The sequence below is a fragment of the Amycolatopsis sp. NPDC089917 genome, assembly GCF_040684635.1.
Classification (GTDB): Bacteria; Actinomycetota; Actinomycetes; order Mycobacteriales; family Pseudonocardiaceae; genus Amycolatopsis.
This window is the reverse complement of record NZ_JBFBGL010000058.1, coordinates 39,425-54,721: the sequence shown is the minus strand read 5'-3', so window position 1 is coordinate 54,721 and position 15,297 is coordinate 39,425. Positions and strand designations below refer to the sequence as shown.

Annotated in this window: 16 protein-coding genes; 8 read left to right on the top strand and 8 right to left on the bottom strand. The window is 70.1% G+C overall.

The window, feature by feature from the left end:
* Positions 1-122 precede the first annotated feature (122 nt).
* The 3 genes from AB0N89_RS32175 to AB0N89_RS32165 form a co-directional block, all read right to left on the bottom strand.
* Positions 123-812 carry a choice-of-anchor P family protein gene (locus tag AB0N89_RS32175; RefSeq protein ID WP_364212364.1) on the bottom strand — a complete coding sequence of 230 codons (690 nt, stop codon included), beginning with the start codon at positions 810-812 and terminating at the stop codon, positions 123-125.
* A 24-nt stretch (positions 813-836) separates the two neighbouring features.
* Positions 837-1,655 (bottom strand): L,D-transpeptidase, encoded by an 819-nt coding sequence (locus tag AB0N89_RS32170; RefSeq protein ID WP_364212361.1) that lies wholly within the window; start codon positions 1,653-1,655, stop codon positions 837-839.
* 275 nt (positions 1,656-1,930) lie between these two features.
* Positions 1,931-3,190, bottom strand: coding sequence for a LuxR C-terminal-related transcriptional regulator (locus tag AB0N89_RS32165; protein ID WP_364212358.1), 1,260 nt, complete (start codon positions 3,188-3,190; stop codon positions 1,931-1,933).
* A 150-nt stretch (positions 3,191-3,340) separates the two neighbouring features.
* Here AB0N89_RS32165 and AB0N89_RS32160 point away from each other — a divergent pair, with 150 nt between their 5' ends.
* The gene (locus AB0N89_RS32160) at positions 3,341-4,426 is read left to right on the top strand and encodes an S-(hydroxymethyl)mycothiol dehydrogenase (RefSeq protein WP_364212355.1); all 1,086 of its coding nucleotides are present in this window, start codon (positions 3,341-3,343) and stop codon (positions 4,424-4,426) included.
* Positions 4,423-5,052, top strand: coding sequence for an MBL fold metallo-hydrolase (locus AB0N89_RS32155; RefSeq protein ID WP_364212352.1), 630 nt, complete (start codon positions 4,423-4,425; stop codon positions 5,050-5,052). Before AB0N89_RS32160 ends, AB0N89_RS32155 begins: the two co-directional genes overlap by 4 nt.
* Before the next feature lie 243 nt (positions 5,053-5,295).
* Here the strand turns inward: AB0N89_RS32155 and AB0N89_RS32150 are convergent, their stop codons facing one another.
* On the bottom strand, positions 5,296-5,844 hold the full coding sequence (locus AB0N89_RS32150) for a TetR family transcriptional regulator (RefSeq protein WP_364212349.1): 549 nt from the start codon (positions 5,842-5,844) through the stop codon (positions 5,296-5,298).
* A gap of 68 nt (positions 5,845-5,912) precedes the next feature.
* On the opposite strand from AB0N89_RS32150, the gene bioB reads away from it, so the two are divergent.
* Together bioB and AB0N89_RS32140 are read left to right on the top strand one after the other, a co-directional pair.
* Positions 5,913-6,965: a biotin synthase BioB gene (bioB, locus tag AB0N89_RS32145; RefSeq protein ID WP_364212346.1), complete on the top strand. Its 1,053-nt coding sequence runs from the start codon at positions 5,913-5,915 to the stop codon at positions 6,963-6,965.
* Positions 6,962-8,107 (top strand): 8-amino-7-oxononanoate synthase, encoded by a 1,146-nt coding sequence (locus tag AB0N89_RS32140; RefSeq protein ID WP_364212343.1) that lies wholly within the window; start codon positions 6,962-6,964, stop codon positions 8,105-8,107. Before bioB ends, AB0N89_RS32140 begins: the two co-directional genes overlap by 4 nt.
* A 10-nt stretch (positions 8,108-8,117) precedes the next feature.
* On the opposite strand, the gene AB0N89_RS32135 is transcribed toward AB0N89_RS32140, so the two are convergent.
* The 3 genes from AB0N89_RS32135 to AB0N89_RS32125 form a co-directional block, all read right to left on the bottom strand.
* On the bottom strand, positions 8,118-9,344 hold the full coding sequence (locus AB0N89_RS32135) for a DUF6596 domain-containing protein (RefSeq protein ID WP_364212340.1): 1,227 nt from the start codon (positions 9,342-9,344) through the stop codon (positions 8,118-8,120).
* A complete protein-coding gene (locus AB0N89_RS32130) occupies positions 9,341-9,664 on the bottom strand; it encodes a YciI family protein (protein ID WP_364212337.1) in 324 nt (107 codons plus the stop codon). Before AB0N89_RS32130 ends, AB0N89_RS32135 begins: the two co-directional genes overlap by 4 nt.
* Before the next feature lie 108 nt (positions 9,665-9,772).
* The gene (locus AB0N89_RS32125; RefSeq protein ID WP_364212334.1) at positions 9,773-10,096 is read right to left on the bottom strand and encodes a hypothetical protein; all 324 of its coding nucleotides are present in this window, start codon (positions 10,094-10,096) and stop codon (positions 9,773-9,775) included.
* 186 nt (positions 10,097-10,282) lie between these two features.
* Here AB0N89_RS32125 and AB0N89_RS32120 point away from each other — a divergent pair, with 186 nt between their 5' ends.
* Positions 10,283-11,719, top strand: a complete 1,437-nt coding sequence (locus AB0N89_RS32120) for an MFS transporter (protein WP_364212331.1) — start codon at positions 10,283-10,285, stop codon at positions 11,717-11,719.
* Between the two features lie 48 nt (positions 11,720-11,767).
* Here the strand turns inward: AB0N89_RS32120 and AB0N89_RS32115 are convergent, their stop codons facing one another.
* Positions 11,768-12,529, bottom strand: coding sequence for an IclR family transcriptional regulator (locus AB0N89_RS32115; protein ID WP_364212328.1), 762 nt, complete (start codon positions 12,527-12,529; stop codon positions 11,768-11,770).
* 55 nt (positions 12,530-12,584) lie between these two features.
* Here AB0N89_RS32115 and AB0N89_RS32110 point away from each other — a divergent pair, with 55 nt between their 5' ends.
* From AB0N89_RS32110 to dgoD, 3 genes are read left to right on the top strand one after another with little or no spacing between them, the layout of a single operon-like run.
* On the top strand, positions 12,585-13,544 hold the full coding sequence (locus AB0N89_RS32110) for a 2-dehydro-3-deoxygalactonokinase (protein ID WP_364212325.1): 960 nt from the start codon (positions 12,585-12,587) through the stop codon (positions 13,542-13,544).
* A complete protein-coding gene (locus AB0N89_RS32105) occupies positions 13,541-14,137 on the top strand; it encodes a 2-dehydro-3-deoxy-6-phosphogalactonate aldolase (RefSeq protein WP_364212323.1) in 597 nt (198 codons plus the stop codon). The genes AB0N89_RS32110 and AB0N89_RS32105 overlap by 4 nt, the downstream gene beginning before the upstream one ends.
* A 7-nt stretch (positions 14,138-14,144) precedes the next feature.
* Positions 14,145-15,293, top strand: a complete 1,149-nt coding sequence (gene dgoD, locus AB0N89_RS32100; protein WP_364212320.1) for a galactonate dehydratase — start codon at positions 14,145-14,147, stop codon at positions 15,291-15,293.
* Positions 15,294-15,297 lie beyond the last annotated feature (4 nt).

Genomic DNA, 15,297 nt, shown 5'->3' with positions numbered 1-15,297 from the left:
CCCTGACCGGGTCGTGAGCCTGACCGGGTCGTGAGCCCCGGTCCGTGAAGGCCTCCTTGAGGGACTCTGGGTCCCTCAAGGAGGCCTTCACGGACCTAAGCAGCCGTGAAGGGACCGAAACGTCAGCCGGTCACGTCCAGGTGAGCGGGCACCGGGGTGGGCTTCGGGGCCTTCCCGCCGGGCTGGGGCTTGTCGCCGCCGGGCTTGGTCGGCGGTTCCGGCTTCTCGCCCGCGGACTTGGCGCAGGTGGCCGACGCGATGTCCAGGGTCTGCGTCTTGCCGAGCAGCTTGGCCGAAACCGCCGTCACCGTAAGGGTTCCGTCGGCGTTCTTGGTCTGCTTGTTCACCGTCAGTTCGAGCAGCGAGGCCACCGGGACGGTGGTGTTCGGCGCGACCTGGTCGAGTTTGAGCGTCTTGCCGCCGACCTTCAGGTTCGCGATCGACACGGAACCCTTGCCGTCGCTGCAGTCGGCTTCGATCACCTCGGCGCTCAAGCCGGGGAGAGCCGCCCCGGTGGGCAGCAGGCCGAGGTTCAGGGCGAGTCCGGCGACGCTGGATTCGGCGTGGCCCGTCTTCACCGCGGCGTTCAGCGCCTTCGCGCTGACGAGTGAGGGGCCGGGAGTCGGCAGCGCGACCGAGGCGAGGGATTCCTTGCCCGGCCCGGAAACCGAAGGCGTGCGAGGAATCTTGACCAGACCGGACGCGGCGATGGCGTACGCGGACTCGGTGGGGGCGGCCGTCGCGGGGGCGGCGGTGAGGAGCAAACAGGCGGCGGCCGTGCAGGCGAGCACGCCGGTGGTACGCGGGGACAAGGAAATTACCTCCGTGGTTGGGTGTCAGGTGATGTGCACGACGGTGCCGAGCGGCAGCTCGACGAGGCGGTCCAGCGCCTCGCGAGTGACCCGGATGCAGCCGTCGCTGGTGGCCTTGCCGACGAAACTGTCGTCCGGCCAGGTGTGCAGGCCGACCGTGCCGGGGCCGCCGCCGAAGGTCTCGTGCGAATCGGAATGACTGCTCAGCGGCAGCACGATCGGGCTGTAGGTGTTCACGCTCTCCTTGATCGAGGCGAGGATGAACGCGCGACCGGTGGGGGTGGGGTGCTGGGGTTTGCCGGTGCCGATGGTCCACGAGCCGGTCTGTTCGCCCGCTTCGAGGATCTCCAGGCGGAAACCGGCGAGATCGACGCGGACCTCGAAATCGTTCTGCGCCGATTCCACGGTTTCCGGCGTGGCGTGCAGCCAGCCGGTCGCGCCGTTGGGACGCGTGGGAAGCATGACCTGCGCCCAGTCGCCCTGCCGGGCGATCACCGGGACCCAGGTCGGCGAGCCGATCTGGGTTTCCGGAAGCCGGGCGATCGCCTCGGCGCCGGGGGCGCGGTAGATCGCCGCGTCCGCCTTCGGGTGCAGGACTTCGCGGCCCGCGGGGAGTTCGCCGGACGGGTCCGCGGGCGCGGATTTCAGCTCACTGAAGGTGTTCGCCTCGGGCAGCGCGGCGAGCGCTTCGGGAGACGAAGCCTGCGGGGCGACGGGAGCGGCTGCCCCGCCGCCTTCGGGCTGGGTGGAGCCGCAACCGGCCAGCACCACCAGCGCCAAGGTGAGGAGTGCGGCGGCCGCATGAGGGCGTGCGGCACCGCAAGAGGTCTGCGATCGGGTCATTCAATGCCTGTCCATGCGCAGGGTCATTCGCAACGGGATGCGAATCCGGGAGGGATATCTCTAACAGCAGGGCAGTGCGCTGATCAATCTGCGCGCTCGTTCTTCAGAGCGAATCTGCCTGCGGTTTTACAGTATTACCGCAGTTCAGGAGGGTGCTCCGAGTTTCACTCGATCGAGGCGAAAAGACGATTTCTGTAACGCCGGGGAAAACACACTCTGTGTATTTTCGCCTGCGGCCATTCGGTGGAAATGGGACAGTGCGCCGAGCGTGCCGATCACGCGGAGTGTTCGGCGGCGATCCCCGCGGTCAAGGCCAAAGCCGCCGCTTCGCCCCGTGAGCCGACGTCCAGTTTCCTCAGTACGCCCGCGACGTGGAACTTCACCGTGCTCTCGGTGATGCCGAGCGCCGCGGCGATGGCCTTGTTGCGCTGTCCGCGCGCCACGAGCCGCAGTACTTCGAGTTCGCGGCGGTTGAGATCGGCGAGCACGGCCTCGCCTGCCCGGTCCGACCGAGGTTCGAAAGGAAGGTCGACGGTGACGCGGCTGCCCCAGCCGGGAACGGCGTCGACCTCGACCGCGGCCCCGAGTGTTTTCGCGCGGCCGTCGAGTTGCAGGCGCAGGCCCGCGATGTCGAGTTCGCCGGACTCCTGGTCGCGGATGTCGAGGTGCAGGGCCGTTTCGTCGCTCGTCCACGCGATCCGGAGGCGGGTCAGATCCGGCTGGGTGGTGAACGCGAGCACCGCGGTGCACGTCATCGCGCGGGCGGCGTGGGCGACCTCGCCGGGCAGCGGCCGCCCGTCCTTCGACGGCGCGACGAACTCGACTTCGGCGTCGTGATGCCGCATCACCTGCCGGACTTCCCGGCGGAGCCTGCCGAAGGCGGTGTGCGCCGGTTCTTCGGACAGCGCGAGGTCGGTTTCGTGCGCCGACCGGAGCGCCACCAGCGCGGCGGAGGCGGAATCCGTCGCGACGAGACGGGCGCGATGGTCGTCCAGGCGAGTGGAACGCAACGCGGTCAGGATCGTCACGAGCGCGGTCTCGTGCGCCGCGGCCATCTCCACGATCGTGCGCGCGCGTTCGCTGGACGCCGCGCGCGACTCGGCGAGGTAGTCGGGACTGGCCTGGGTGACCTGCTGGCGGATCGACGTCGCGACGATCCCGAAGATCTCCGCCAGCCGCGCGGGCCGGGGAAAGCGTTTGCGGCTGGCGCGCGGAACGAGCACGAGCAGCGTCCCGACCGGGTCGCGCACGGCCCAGACCGTTCGCGCGGCGCCGCCGAGAGCGGCCGTCAGGGTCAGGTGCCCGCCGGGCTCGACGAGTGCCTTGATCGCCTCGAGTTCGCGGATGGCGACCTTGTCGGCGATCTCCTTCGCGCCGGTGACCTTGCGCGGCCTGCCGGTACATTCCAGGGTGAAGATGACGAGCGCCTGATGCGGCCACTCTTCGGCGAGCAGCCGTGAGAACCGGCCGGCGATCTCGGCCAGCGGGCCTTCGACGACTTCGCGCAGCGCTGTCAGATCGGCGGTTTCGGGCATCGCCGTCAGCGTAGCTCTTCACTCGACCTGGTCGAAAGGCCAGGTTTTCTCGACCGACGGTCAGGTCGCGGCCACGGGTGTCCCGGTTTAGCCTCGCGTCAGGCATGCGTCTCCGCGCATGTCCGCGTCGTCGAGCGGAGGAAACAGGGAATGCCACAACAGGTGCGCGGGGTGATCGCCCGGTCCAAGGGGGCGCCGGTCGAACTGACGGAGATCGTGATCCCCGACCCGGGCCCCGGCGAGGTCGTCGTGTCGATCGCGGCCTGCGGTGTCTGCCATACCGATCTGACCTATCGCGACGGTGGCATCAACGACGAATTCCCGTTCCTGCTCGGTCACGAGGCGGCGGGCACCGTGGAAAGCGTCGGAGAGGGCGTCGATTCCGTACAGCCCGGCGATTTCGTCGTGCTCAACTGGCGCGCGGTGTGCGGGCAGTGCCGGGCGTGCAAGCGGGGGCGCCCGCAGTACTGCTTCGACACCTTCAACGCGACACAGAAGATGACCCTGACCGATGGCACGGAGCTGACGCCCGCGCTCGGCATCGGCGCTTTCGCGGACAAGACGCTCGTCCACGCCGGACAGTGCACGAAGGTCGACCCGGCCGTGGATCCCGCGGTGGCCGGTCTGCTCGGCTGCGGCGTGATGGCCGGTCTCGGTGCCGCGGTCAACACCGGCGGTGTCGGCCGGGGCGACTCGGTGGCGGTCATCGGCTGCGGGGGAGTGGGCGACGCGGCGATCGCCGGCGCCCGCCTTGCGGGCGCGGGGACGATCATCGCCGTCGACCGCGACGGGCGGAAACTGGAGTGGGCGCGGGAACTCGGCGCGACGCATACGGTCGATGCCTCGGAGACCGACGCCGTCGCCGCGATCCAGGACCTGACCGGAGGCTTCGGCGCCGACGTCGTCATCGACGCTGTCGGCCGTCCCGAAACCTGGAAGCAGGCCTTCTACGCGCGTGACCTGGCGGGCACCGTGGTGCTGGTCGGCGTGCCGACGCCGGACATGCGGCTGGAGATGCCGCTGCTCGACTTCTTCTCGCGCGGCGGCGCGCTGAAGTCGTCCTGGTACGGCGATTGCCTGCCGGAACGGGACTTCCCGGTGCTGATCGACCTGCACCTGCAGGGCAGGCTGCCGCTCGACCGGTTCGTGACCGAGCGGATCACGCTCGGCGACGTCGAAAAGGCGTTCCACACCATGCACGCGGGCGAAGTGCTGCGTTCGGTGGTGATCCTGTGAGCGACCTGCGGATCGACCGGGTCGTCACGAACGGGGTCTTCGAACTCGACGGCGGATCGTGGGAGGTCGACAACAACATCTGGCTCGTCGGGAACGACGACGAGGTCGTGATCGTGGACGCCGCGCACGACGAGCGCGCGATCACCGAGGCCGTCGGCGGCCGCCGGGTGGTCGCCGTCGTGTGCACGCACGGGCACAACGACCACGTGACCGTCGCTCCGCAACTCGGCGAGCACCTCGACGCGCCGGTCCTGCTGCACCCCGGCGATCAGGAACTGTGGGAGATGACCCACCCCGGGCGTAAGTTCCGGAGCGTGGAAGACGGCGAGCGGATCGTCGTCGCGGGCACGGACCTCGAAGTGATCCACACCCCGGGGCACTCGCCGGGGTCGGTCTGCTTGCACCTGCCCGAGGCGAAGGCCCTGTTCTCCGGTGACACGCTGTTCTCGGGCGGGCCGGGGGCGACCGGACGTTCGTTCTCCAGCTTCCCGACGATCATCTCGTCGATCGAGAAGCGGCTTTTCGCGCTGCCGGAGGAGACCCGGGTCCACACCGGCCACGGCGACGGGACCACCATCGGCACGGAGGCGCCGCACCTGGCCGAATGGATCGCGCGCGGCCACTGACCTCGTGAGTGGCAAGGCTGGTTCTAGCGGACTCGTATTTACCTACCCACTGGGTGACTGGTGATCGTGTGACGCTTGCGCTGGATGCCGGTGCGGTCGAGCGGGGAGGATTCCGGACGTTGAACGTCCGGAATCCTCATCTGCCACCGGTCGTGACCGGCACGACCTTTGATCCGCGACCGGACGCCCAGCCCCGTGCAGGTCAGCGGCAGGCAGGCAAAGACCAGTCCGCCCTAACGACACTTACCACTCACGACGCTTTTCGCTGAGCCCGCTGAGAATCGCGTCGACACCGAACAAGAACGCCTCGCCCGATTCCCGTTCTTGCGCGGGCTCGTCGTCGACGATGCGCGCGCGGACGAGTTCGGCCCGGTTCTGTTCTTCCGCGACGAAGCCGAGTACATAGTGGACGATCGTGCGGGCGGCCCATTCGGCTCGGCGGGCGTCGAATCGCTCGGCGAACAACCGGTTCAGCGCCCGGGTCGGGGTCAGGACGTCCGGCCGGTACGCCTGCACGAACGACACGACCTCGGCGCCGTCGCGGACGCGCAGCAATGCCGCCCGCAGGTCTTGCGCCGCGGTGCGGGGATCGGCGGGTGACGCCGGGAAGTCCGCGAGGACGCGGGCGGCGACCACGGCGAGCAGTTCCTGTTTGTTGGCGACGTGGTAGTACAGCGCGCCGGGCTGCACGCCGAGGTCCAGGGCCAGCCGCCGCATGGACAGGCTGCTCAGCCCCCGCTCGCGCAGCAGCTCGTACGCGCCGTCGACGATCTGCGCTCGCGTCACCTTCACGGGGCCATTGTGCCCGTCCGGCACCGGGGGCCTTGCGCGGCCCTGGTCGTCCACCTAGGATTTGATAGGTGTTCAAAACAGTGGATGACCTGGCCTCGCGCCAGCTGGCAGGCGGCGTCCTCGATCGCGACGACGCCCGGATGGTCCTGAAGACACCGGACGACGAGGTGTTCGGCCTGGTCGCCGCGGCCGGGCGGCTCCGGCGCGCGTACTTCGGGGACCGGGTCAAGGTCAACTACCTGGTGAACCTCAAATCCGGGCTGTGCCCGGAAGACTGCACGTACTGCTCGCAGCGGCTCGGCTCGTCGGCGCAGATCCTCAAGTATTCCTGGCTTTCGGCCGAGGAGACGGTCAAGCAGGCGACGGCGGGGATCGAGGGCGGCGCGTCGCGGGTCTGCCTGGTCGCGAGCGGGCGCGGGCCGAGCGACCGCGACGTGGACCGGGTCGCCGGCGTCGTCGAGGCCGTCAAATCCGCGCACTCCGGCGTGGAAGTCTGCGCCTGCTTGGGAATCCTGAAGGACGGCCAGGCCGAGCGACTCCGCGACTCCGGTGTCGACGCCTACAACCACAATCTCAACACGAGCGAGTCCCGGTATTCGGAGATCTGCTCGACGCACGACTACGAAGACCGCGTGTCGACCGTCGAGAAAGCCAAGCACGCCGGCCTTTCCCCTTGCTCCGGGCTGATCGTGGGCATGGGGGAGAGCGACGACGAACTGATCGACGCGATCTTCGCCCTGCGGGACCTGGACAGTGACTCGATTCCCGTCAACTTCCTGATGCCCTTCGAAGGCACACCGCTCGCGGGCACCTGGGAGCTGACGCCGTTGCGTTCGCTGCGGATCCTCGCGCTGGCCCGGTTCGCCTGCCCCGACAAGGAGATCCGGATGGCGGGCGGCCGCGAAATGCATCTCCGCTCGCTGCAGCCGCTCGCGTTGCAGGTGGCCAATTCGCTGTTCCTCGGCGACTATCTCACCAGCGAGGGGCAGGCCGCCAAGGCCGACCTCGACATGATCGCCGACGCCGGGTTCAAGGTCCTCGGCGCCGACGAGAGTCCACATCGGACGGACGTCGCGGTCCGGGCGCGTGGCGCCGGTACGGCTGTCGCGCCCAACGCATGAACGCTCTGCTGGAGTGGATCGCCGGTGCCGAAGCGGACCGGCGGCGGGCGGGTCTGGTGCGCGGGACCGACGCCCGCCGCAACCCGGGATCCCGCGGCGGGCTGCTGGACCTGGCCTCGAACGACTACCTCGGGCTCGGCGGCGACCCCCGTGTCCGCGCGGCCGCGACCCGGGCCATCGAGACCTACGGCGCCGGAGCGGGCGCGTCGCGGGTCGTGACCGGGACGACGGCGGGTCACGACGAACTGGAACGGGAACTGGCCCGCCTCACCGGCCGGCCGTCCTGCTTGGCGTTTTCCAGTGGCTACGCGGCCAACATCGGCCTGCTCACGGCTTTGGGTTCACCGGACACGCTGATCGTTTCCGACGAGCACGTGCACGCGTCGCTGATCGACGGCGCGCGGCTGTCCCGTTCGCCCGTGCGGATCTGCCCGCACAACGACGTCGTCGCGCTCGAAGCGCTGCTCCGGGACCGTGAGCAGACCCGGGCGGTGGTCGTCGTGGAGTCGATCTACTCCGTGCTCGGGGACGCCACAGATCTGGCGCGCGTCGCGGCGCTTTGCGTCACCTACGACGCCCTTCTGGTCGTGGACGAAGCACACGGGATCGGCGTGGCGGGCCGGGGGAGGGGCGCGGTCCACGCCGCCGGTCTGTCCGGCTCGCCGCACGTCGTCGTGACGGCGACGCTGTCCAAGGCGCTCGGCACCCAAGGCGGCGCCGTGCTCGGACCGGGGCCGGTGCGCGAACATCTGGTCAACACCGCCCGGACGTTCATCTTCGACACCGGACTCGCCCCCGCCGCGGCCGCGGGGGCCGCCGAAGCCTGCCGGATCATCGAGGCGGAACCGGAACGGGTGGGCGAACTCCATCGGATCGCGGCACTGATCGCCGACGCCGCCGGGGTCCCCCACGCGCCCGGCGCGGTCCAGTCGATTCCCGCGGACTCGGCCGATCAGGCGGTGGCCGCCGCCGACACGCTGTTCGACGAAGGAATCGTGGTCGGCTGCTTCCGCCCGCCCAGCGTCCCCGACGGCGTCTCCCGGCTGCGGCTCGTCGCCAGGGCGGGCGTCGATCCCGGACAGGCCGAGCGGGCGGCGCGGCTCGCGGCACGCTTGTCCCGCGCGGAAGTTCGCGTCGGATGACCTGGGAGCGTCAACGCAGTTGGTCGCGACGGCGGGTCAGGTAGGCGGTCTCCGCGGTGTTGCCCGCCAGTTCGATCGCTTTGTCGTAGGCCGCTCGCGACTCGGCGCCGCGGCCCAGCCGACGCAGCAGATCGGCGCGGGTCACGTGGTACGGGTGATACCCGGCCAAGCTGTCGTCGAGCCGGTCGACGGCCGCCAGCGCCACTTCCGGACCGTCGAGTTCGGCGACGGCGATGGCCCGGTTGAGGACGACGATCGGCGAGGGATCGACACGGACGAGCTGGTCGTAGAGCGCGAGGATCTGCGACCAGCCGGTGTCCCGGATGTCGCGGGCGGACGTGTGCACGGCGTTGATCGCGGCGAGGATCTGGTAGCGGCCCGGCGCCACTCCGGCGGCGAGGCGTTCGCGCACCAGCCGATGCCCCTCGGCGATCAGGTCCGTGTCCCAGGCGCCCCGGTCCTGCTCGTCGAGGGCGACCAGTTCGCCGCTCGCCGAGATCCGCGCGGTGCGGCGGGCCTCGGTGAGGAGCATCAGCGCCAGCAGCCCGGCCACCTCACCGTCGTCCGGCAGGAGGCCGCGGATCAGGCGGGTGAGCCGGATCGCCTCGGCGGTCAGGTCGTGGCGCAGCGGATCGGTGTCGGCCCCGGTGGCCAGGTAGCCCTCGTTGAACACGAGGAAAAGCGCGGCGAGCACCCCGGACACCCGGGCCGGGAGATCCTCGGCTGACGGCACCCGATAGGGGATGCGAGCCGCTTTGATCTTGGCCTTCGCGCGGGTGATCCGCTGCCCCATGGCGCTTTCGGCCACCAGGAAGGCGCGGGCGATCTCGGGCACGGTCAGCCCGCCGACCATGCGCAGCGTCAACGCCACGCGGGTTTCGAGCGCGAGCGCCGGGTGACAGCAGGTGAAGATCAGCCGGAGCCGGTCGTCGTCGATGACGCCGAGCGGCTCGGGCGGGTCGTCGTCGTACGCCATCCGAGCCTCCTTCTGCTTGTCGTCACGCTTGTTCTCCCGCCGGATCCGGTCGATGGCCTTGCGGTTGGCGGTGGTGGTCAGCCAGGCGCCGGGCCCGGGCGGCACGCCGTCGGACGGCCATCGCTCGACGGCGGTAGCGAACGCCTCGGCAGCCGCTTCCTCGGCTAGGTCGAGATCGCCGAAACGCCTGGTCAGGGTGGCGACCACGCGCGCCCACTCGTCGCGGTGGGCCCGGGTGATCGCCTCCTCGACGCCGCTCACAGGAATGGCCGCACCTCGATCTTCCGGTCGCAGATCTTCGACGCCTCGGTGGCGAGTTTGAGCGCCACGTCCAGATCGGGGGCCTCCCACACCCAGACGCCGGCGAGGTACTCCTTCGACTCCACGAACGGCCCGTCGCTGAACACCGGCTGCTCGCCCCGGTTGTCGATCACCGTGGCCGAACCGGTGTCCGCCAGCCCGCCCGCGAAGACCCAGTACCCCTCGGCCATCAGCCGTTCGTTGAACTCGCTGATGGCGGGCTGCCGGTCGGTGCTGCCGGGAGTGCTCTTGTCGTCGATCACGGAAACCAGGTATTTCATCTGAGGATCATCTCCCGGGGTGTCAAGGACTTCACCTCTGCTACGAACGCGACCACGCCGATCCGACACCGGCTCCCGGATTTCTTTCGAGAAGTTTCCCGGCCCGGTTCACAGCGACACCCGCACGGCCGCGCCGACAGCGCCCACGTTGAGGTCCACGACCACTTCGTCGTTCTCCCAGCGGCCGCGTTCCGAGATCGCCAGGCCGATCAGGGCCAGCTCCCCGGCCTGATCCCGCAAGGCGTACTGCTCGTGGGTCTCGTCGCCGACCTCGCCCAGCTCGTCGCGATCCCACGCCGCCGCGGCGGTCTGCGCGAGGGCCTTCGGCAGGCGCACCGTGATGGGGTCGACGTGGGCGTCGAGGCATGCCCCGATCGCCGCCAGCACCTTCGAGTCTTCCCGATACCTGGCGTATTCCTCTTGATCGTTCACAGAGGGCGAGGGTAATCACGAGCCGCTCGAGCCGCACCGGCATTTGAGGGCGTGAGAGTCGGCCCGCGGCTGTGACGAGGACGACAGAGATACCCCATGGGGGTACTTGTGCCCGCGTGTCGACAGGCATAACTTCATCTCCGTCATATACCCCGTGGGGGTATCAAAACGGAAAGGAAGTTCGTCATGGCGGAGACAACCCCGGACCCACGACGGTGGTGGGCACTGGGACTCATCGCATTGGCCCAGTTCATGGTCATCATGGACACCTCGATCATCGGCGTCGCCCTGCCCGCGATGCAGCGGGACCTCGGGTTCTCCCCGGGTGACCTGTCGTGGGTGTTCAACGCCTATGTCATCGCGCTCGCCGGGCTGCTGCTCCTCGGCGGGCGTCTCTCGGACCTGTTCGGCGCGCGGAAGATGTTCACCGCCGGCTGGGTGGTGACCCTCGGCGGTTCCGTGGTCGCCGCGGTCGCGGGCACCGCGTGGATCGAACTGCTCGGCCGGGTCCTGCAGGGCGCGGGCGCGGCACTGATCGCGCCGTCCGCGCTGACCCTGCTGATGATGCTGTTCGGCGCGCGTCCTCGTGAGCTGACGAAGGCGCTCGCGCTCTACGGCGCGGCCGCCCCCGCCGGTGGCACCGCCGGCGTGTTCTTCGGCGGAGTGATCACCGAATGGCTGTCGTGGCCGTGGATCTTCTGGCTCTACGTCCCGATTTCGCTCGTCGCGGTGCTCGCCACCGGCAAGCTGATGCCTCCCGCGCCCGTCCGGCGTGGTTCGGTCGACGTCGCCGGCGCCGTCGCGGTGACCGCGGGACTCGGCCTGACCGTGTTCGGCGTCGTCCGCGCACCGGAAGCGGGCTGGGGCTCGGCGGGCACCTGGGGCGCGCTGGCGGGCGGCGTCGCGCTGCTCGCGGTGTTCGTGGCGATCCAGCGGAAGCGCGAGATCCCGTTGGTGCGGCTGGGGATCTTCCGGACGCCGAACCTCGGCGGGGCGAACCTCGCCCAGTTCCTGCTCGGTGCCGCGTGGATCCCGATGTGGTACTTCCTCAACCTGTACCTCCAGCAGGTCCTGGGTTACGGGGCCTTCGCGAGCGGGGCGGCGCTGCTGCCGATGACCGTGCTGATCGTCGTGCTGATGGTCGCCGTCGCGCCCCGGCTGATCGGCCGGTTCGGGCCGAAGAAGATGATCATCGGCGGGCTGTGGGCGCTCGCGGCGGGACTGGTGTGGCTGTCGTTCGTCGGCCCGACCGGCAGCTTCCTCGTCGACGTCCTGCCCGCTTCGCTGGTCGCCGCGCTCGGCCAGGCGCTGGCGTTCATCCCGTCGCTCGGCACCGCGATTTCGAGCGCGAAACCGGAGGAAGGCGGGCTCGCGTCGGGGATCGTGAACACGTCCTACCAGATCGGCTCGGCACTCGGTCTCGCCGCGATGACCGCGGTCGGGGTTTCGGCAGGCGCGGGACGGATCGGCGACGCGGTCGCGTTGACCGGCGGGTATTCGGCGGCGTTCCTCGGGGCCGCGGGGATCGCGATCGCCGGTGGTTTCCTGGCCATGGCCACCCTGCGCACTCCGGCGCCCGAGCCGGGTGAGGCCCGCGGAGGTGACCCGGCGGTGCTGCGATGACCGGCTGTACGACCGCGTGGAGGGCGAGACCGCCCTCCACGCGGCGTTTCAGTGTTCGCGGTGGCCGAGGCCCGCCGAAACCTGTTGCGCCGCACGGCCGACGACGCGGTTCAGACCGCGCATCCGGGCGGCGGGCATGTACGGCCGCGTCGCCGAAACACTGATCGCCCCGGCGATCGCGCCGGTGGCGTCCCGGATCGGCGCCGCGACACAGCGGATCCCCGGTTCGTTGTCTTCCAGATCCATCGCCACCCCGGCCTCCGCGTACTCGCGCATGCGCGCCAGGAACGCGTCGAGGTCCTCCGGGTGCACCCGCCCCGGCTCCACCGGCGTCTCGGCCAGATACAGATCCCGCCATTCCGTCGTGGAATCCAGCAGCAGCGCCATCCCGACGCCGGTCCGGGTCAAGGGCATCCGGTGCCCGATCCGGGAGCGCATCTCCGCGCCCCGTGAGCCCGGCAGCTTGTCCAGGTACAGCACCGAGTCGCCGTCGCGGACGGCCAGGTGCACCGTGTCGCGCAGCTGTTCGGCCAGGTCCTCCAGCACCGGCCGGGCGACGACCGGCAGCGGGCTGCCGTGCAGGGCCTGGAAACCCAGTTCGATCAGGGTGGGCCCGAGCGCGTAGCCGTCCCGTCCGCTGCGCAGGTACCCCTCGCCGACCAGCAGCTGGACCAGCCGGTGCGTGGTGCTGCGGCCCAGCCCGGTGTACTCGACCAGGGTGCGGAGATCGGTCGCGCCGTTCGCGACCGCGCGGATCACCGCGAGGCCGCGGGCGAGGGTCTGGGTGCCGGGCGGTGCGGTCTCGGACATGCTGGAATCCTACATATAGGGACGCCGATCGCATTATCGGGAACGCGCCCGCACGATGTCGCTCGTGACGGACACCGAACCCGGCCTCATCGCGCTCGACTGGGGAACCTCCGGTCAGCGCGCCTGGCTGCTCGACGCCGAGGGGGAGATCCTCGACGCCCGCCGGGCCTCTCGCGGGCTGCTCGCGATCACCGAAGGCGTCGGCCCGGGCGGCAGAGCGGCCGCCTACGAGTCGGCCTTCCGGGAGATCCGCGGCGACTGGCCCGTGCTCCCGGCCATCGCGTCCGGGATGGTGGGCAGCGCGCAGGGCTGGATCGACGCCGGTTATCGCACCGTCCCGGCGAGGCTCGACTTCCCCTCGCTCGTCCCCGTGTCCCACCGCGACGGCGTGCTCCACGTCGTCCCCGGACTGCGGATCCCGTCCGGGGAGCGCCCGGGCGACGTGATCCGCGGCGAGGAAACCCAGCTGATCGGCGTGCTCGAAGCGCTGGGCGACCCCGCAGGCCCGGTCACGGTGGTTCTCCCCGGTACGCACAGCAAATGGGTCCGCGTCGAGGACGGGATCGTGACGGGTTTCGCCACCGCGATGACCGGCGAGCTGTACGGATTGCTGATCACGCAAGGCATCCTCGCGCGCACGGCCGCAGAGGCGGTCCCCGACGACGCGGCCTTCTCACGAGGTCTGGCCGCGGGACGACGTTCGCGAGGGATCGCCACCGAGGCGTTCGGTGCCCGCCCGCTCGTGCTCGACGGCGTCCTCGACCCCGCTTCGCTCCCTGACTACCTCTCGGGCGTGCTCATCGCCGACGAGGTTTCGCATCTGTTGCGCGACCTGGATTCCCCGCTGGTGTTGTGCGGTGACGGCGAACTGTGCCGCCGCTACGCCCTCGCCCTGACCGGCAGGGGAGTGAAGGCCACCGTGCTGTCCGAGGACGTCGCCGCGCGGGGGCTGTGGCGGATCGCGACATCCGCCGGACTGCTCGAAGACCGTCTCGAAAGGACACTGAAGCCGTGACCGGTTTGATCGCGATCCTGCGCGGAGTGACCCCGGCCGAGGTCGTCGGCGTCGGGCGGGCGCTCGTCGACGCGGGCTTCCCCGCCATCGAAGTGCCGCTGAACTCGCCGGAGCCGTTCGAGAGCGTCCGCCTGCTCGCCGACGCGTTCGGGGAGTGGTGTGAGATCGGCGCGGGCACCGTGCTCACCACCGAAGACGTCGGGAGGGCGCGCGAAGCCGGGGCACGCATGATCGTGGCGCCCAACAGCGACCCGGCGGTCATCTCCGCCGCCGTGGCCGAGGGCATGACGCCGTACCCGGGCGTGGCCACGCCCACCGAGGCGTTCGCCGCGCTCGCCGCGGGCGCCCGGCACCTCAAGCTGTTCCCCGCCGACGCCGTCGGGATCGGGGGGATGAAGGCGTGGCGAGCGGTGCTGCCGCGCGAGGTCGAACTGCTGCCGGTCGGCGGCGTCGACGAAACGAACCTGGCGGCCTGGGCCGCCGCCGGGGCGGCCGGAGCGGGACTGGGTTCCTGTCTCTACCGGCCGGGTGACAGCGCGGACGCGGTCGCCGTCCGTGCTCGCGCGCTTTCCGAGATCTGGCACCAGGAATAGGAAAACCATGAAGATCACGTCAATGACGACATATCAGGTGCCGCCGCGCTGGTCGTTCCTGAAGATCGAAACCGACGCGGGCGTCACCGGCTGGGGAGAGCCGGTCCTCGAAGGCCGCGCCTCGTCCGTGGCCGCCACCGTGGAGGAGCTTTCCGACTACCTGATCGGCAAGGATCCCGCGCATATCGAGGATCTGTGGACGGTCCTCTACCGGGGCGGGTTCTACCGCGGAGGCGGGATCCACATGAGCGCGCTGGCCGGCATCGACCAGGCCCTGTGGGACATCAAGGGCAAGGCGCTCGGCGTGCCGGTCCACGAACTGCTCGGCGGCCGGGTGCGCGACCGGATCAAGGTCTACTCGTGGATCGGCGGCGACCGGCCCGCCGAGACCGCCCGCGCCGCGCGCGAGGTGGTGGACCGCGGATTCAGCGCGGTGAAGATGAATGGGACCGAGGAACTGTCCTATCTGGACACCTGGGACAAGGTCGACCGTTGCGTGGCCAACGTGGACGCGGTGCGCCAGGCGGTGGGTCCGGACGTCGGCATCGGGGTGGACTTCCACGGTCGCGTGCACAAGCCGATGGCCAAGGTCCTGCTGCGCGAACTGGAGCCGTACCGGCTGATGTTTGTCGAGGAACCGGTGCTGTCCGAACACGTCGACGGTTTCGCGGAGGTCCTGCGCAACTCGCCGATCCCGATCGCGCTCGGCGAACGGCTGTTCTCGCGGTGGGACTTCAAGGCCGTGCTGGCCTCGGGCGCCGTCGACATCATCCAGCCGGACCCGTCGCACTGCGGCGGCATCACCGAAGCGCGCAAGATCGCGCACATGGCCGAGGCCTACGACGTCGGCCTCGCCCTGCACTGCCCGCTCGGCCCGATCGCGCTGGCGGCCTGTCTGCAGATCGACGCGGGCTGCTACAACGCGACGATCCAGGAACAGAGCCTCGGGATCCACTACAACACGAGCAACGACCTGCTCGACTACGTCACGGATCCGGCGGTGTTCGCCTACAAGGACGGACAGGTCGCCATCCCGGCCGGGCCCGGGCTCGGCATCGAGATCAACGAAGAGTACGTCGCCGAGCGGGCGGCCGAGGGGCATCGCTGGCGGAATCCGGTGTGGCGGCACGCCGACGGCTCGTTCGCCGAGTGGTGAGCGC